General features: G+C 41.2%; 4 protein-coding genes. 2 read left to right on the top strand and 2 right to left on the bottom strand.

Annotated elements, in window-relative coordinates:
• Positions 1-1,017, top strand: a 1,017-nt coding sequence (locus ENH88_RS05440; RefSeq protein WP_304180476.1) for an RHS repeat domain-containing protein, incomplete at its 5' end; no start/stop codon positions are given.
• On the top strand, positions 1,014-1,451 hold the full coding sequence (locus ENH88_RS05445; protein WP_304180478.1) for a hypothetical protein: 438 nt from the start codon (positions 1,014-1,016) through the stop codon (positions 1,449-1,451). The genes ENH88_RS05440 and ENH88_RS05445, both read left to right, overlap by 4 nt.
• Positions 1,452-1,892: 441 nt before the next feature.
• Here the strand turns inward: ENH88_RS05445 and istB are convergent, their stop codons facing one another.
• Both istB and ENH88_RS05455 read right to left on the bottom strand, forming a co-directional pair.
• Positions 1,893-2,648 (bottom strand): IS21-like element helper ATPase IstB, encoded by a 756-nt coding sequence (gene istB / locus ENH88_RS05450; RefSeq protein ID WP_304180479.1) that lies wholly within the window; start codon positions 2,646-2,648, stop codon positions 1,893-1,895.
• A gap of 11 nt (positions 2,649-2,659) precedes the next feature.
• The coding region (locus tag ENH88_RS05455) for a Mu transposase domain-containing protein (RefSeq protein WP_414704806.1) at positions 2,660-3,523 on the bottom strand (864 nt) is incomplete at its 5' end.

Consider the following 3,523-nt stretch of genomic DNA (forward strand, 5'->3'; position numbering starts at 1 on the left):
GATGTGGCGGATGCTAAAACACGAAGAGGCTTTACTGACCACGAACATTTGGGTAATGTAGAGCTTATTCACATGAATGGGCGGGTGTACGATTACAACCTTGGCCGGTTTATGTCGGTTGATCCGTTCATACAAAGCCCCACCAACAGCCAAAGTATTAACCCGTATTCGTACATAATGAATAATCCGTTGAGCGGGACAGACCCGACGGGGTACTGCGCCGCCGCAACGGGTACCAGAATTAAATCCTGTGGCGATATGAAAGTTGACGTCAAGGTGGATGGTAAGACTGTCGGTAGTACAGTTGTAAAAGACGTGAACTTTAAGAATGGGGCAGAAGTAAACTCTGCAATGGTGCAAGGTGCGGGTTCGATTGGCACCGCAATGAAAGCGATGGAAATCGGCTCTCAGAAACAAATAGCAACAGCTTCACCGCAATCTGGTAATACAGTTGGACAAACTAACTCACCGACATCTAACAATACAGTGCTAGATACTGTTAAAGGTGTTGCAAAAGCAGGTCTAAACAGTCTTAAAAAAGGAGGAGTAATAGGACTGGGGCTAGCTCCAACTATGATGGGAAATGGTGAGTTATCTGAAGCAGATAAAGAAGAGGCAAGTAAATACTCAGATGAGCTTCAAGAAGCACAATTGAGTGGATTAAGACATGCTGAAAAGCAAGTATCAAGACATAGGGGGAACAGAGTGGCTGTTATTGGACAAGGACAAGAAACCCGCGTTATTCCCTATGCACGAGCTGTAAAAGGTGTTTCGTTTAGTCTTCCAGATAGATATCTGTATGAATCAGAATACATGAGCCAATTTCCAAGTCATGTTCAAGAGCAATTATCTGTTGCATTTAACCGTGGATGGATTAATGGTGTAATGAACGCTAAATATCAAATACATGATGTTCAAATGGCGAAAGGGCGATCTCTCCCCGGTCCTTGGTATGGGGCTGAATTGCAAGAGGTAGCATGGAGGCATTATCCTACTACTAAGGTGAATCTAAAATGACAAATTTACTAAATAAATGCCAGCAAATTGATGTTGTGAGAAGTGAACTAGTTAGGGCATTCAGCTTTTTTATTGAAGAAGAGCTTTTTAATGAATTTACTATTTCTGAAGATTTAAGTCATCTAGGAATGGGATTCAAAGTGACCTTAAATACGGAAGAATTAATTATTGGAGTCTTTGTTTCTAATATAGAAAAAAGTGTAGATTGCAAAATCAGTTTAAGGCAGTCGAACATGAGCGTGGATTGGTCATTATTGAGAAGTGACTTTGACGCGCTTCGCTACTTGGGTTCAGATGTTTCCGATTTGTTGAATAATGTGAATAATTCTAAAAAACTGATAGGTAAACTTAGAACTAAAATTTATGACGAAATCCAAAGTAAGGGAATTGTAAACTTTCTTAATGAGCTAGAACAAACAATAGGAGAAAAATAAAATATGAATAAATGGACATTCATGCTTAAAAAGCTACTCCTTGTCTGTGTTTTGTTATCAAGGTGTCGAGTTGCCTTAGTTTGTTTTTTTGTTGCCAAAAAGATAAAGCTAATTAAGAAAGAGCGGTATTAGACAGCCTTTTTTGAATTAATAGCCTCGCTAGCCGAGGCTTTTTATTGTGCAAAATCAAAGAACTAATGGGGTCGTGTCTTGCCTTTTGCCTGTCAACGATCTTCACGCTGAAGGTAGAGTAAAGCGGGTCTACCGCAGCGGTAGTTGGAAAACGTTTAGCTACGATGCACGTGGTAATATGACTCGGGGCGACGGGCTAACAAGCGCCACCTATAACGCGATGGACAAATGCGTATTCTCATGACTTTGATCACCGATTCTCATCAGCTTTGATCACCTGATTTATCATTTTGTAGAGCCGTTTTTAAATTAGCTTAACTGATCATCATCAGTCAATTTATTTAGTTGTTTTCGTATCGATTCTCCTTTTAAGTTCAACTTAATCGAACCATGAATTAGCCTATCTAAAATGGCGTCAGCATGGGTTGACTCTCCGATCATCTCATGCCAGTTTTCCTGCGGGAGCTGACTTATAATTATGTGTGATTTATACCCATACCGCGCATCGATTAATTCGAGTAAGTCACCTCGTTGCTGTGCACTCAGTGGTTCAAGCCCCCAGTCGTCTAAGATCAGTAGATCATACTTTATTAGCTTCGCCAGTAATTTCCGGTAACTACCATCTGCTTGTGCTAGAAACAGGCTTTCGAGTAGTTCTTTTAATCGAATATAGTAAACACTTTTTCCTTGTAGGCAGTGCTCATGTCCTAAGGCACATGCGAGGTAGGTTTTTCCACAGCCTGTTGCGCCAGTGATTAAGATATTTTGGTGTAAGTTCAGCCAGCTATTTTGGCTTAAGTTACGTATCTGTGCTTTTTCTATATTGCGTGTCGGCGAGTAAATCAGTTGATTTAACTGAGCCGGTAAGCGGAATTTAGCATGTCGCACGAGCCGGTCGATTTTTCTTTGCTCACGCGTGTCAATTTCATGTGTTAGCAATAAACTGATGCGCTCTATAAAGCTTTGCTCTTGGTATAAGTTAGGCTGCTCAAGTTGTTGCCTTAATGCGTGCTTTATACCCGATAACTTGAGTAGTTGAAGTTGCTGGTTAATGGTGTCTATCATGATTCATTTCCTTAATGGTAATACTGTGTGCCGCGTATGTTGCCATGCTTAATTGGCTTTTCTGGCTCTGTTTGCTGTGTGGGTAACGGTTGTTGATCCAACCCTTTTTTCAGCATCTGCTTAATTGATTTGAGTGTGGTCGTATTCATCACGATGGCGCGATAGCATGCTTGCTCAAGCCGTTCTTTTGAATACGTTTTAGCTAAACTTAACAGCCCTAAACAGACGCGATAAGCGTGCTCGGGGTGACGTCGTCCACTGAGCTGTAACTCAACAACTTGGTGGGTATACTTCCCAATACTTAATGCCCATGAGCGTAAATTTATCGGTGACTGCTCATGCTGTTTTTGATGCGCTAGAGGCATATGATGAGGCTGTGTTGTATGCCCACCTAAACGATGTGAGCGCGGATGCTGTGCGATTAAGGTATCGTCATGATAAAGCTGTACTAGCTGATTGGTTATGTGCGCGCGCAATTGTTTCTTAACCCACAGATACGGCACACTGTAATAATGTTTTTCTATTTCAACATGATAATCAATGTGTACTCGCACCGTTTTGATTTGTGTATAGTGATAGGGCTTTTCAGGCAATGGCTTTAATGCGCTTTTATCCAGCATATCAAAGAGCTGTTTACGTGATTGTTGATATTGCTTCATCACCTTATTGTTCATTACATCAAGTAGCTTTGCTATTTCTTGATTTAGGTGCGCTAAGCTGTAGAAGGTTTGGTTACGCAGACGTGCCATGATCCAACGCTCAACAATTTGTACACCGACTTCAGCCTTCGATTTATCTTTGGGTTTATAAGGTCTAGCGGGTATGACAGCGACATTAAAATACTCGGCTAATTGATGATACGTGGGGTTTAAATC

The organism is Pseudoalteromonas prydzensis (genome assembly GCF_011050055.1).
Lineage (GTDB): Bacteria > Pseudomonadota > Gammaproteobacteria > Enterobacterales > Alteromonadaceae > Pseudoalteromonas > Pseudoalteromonas prydzensis_A.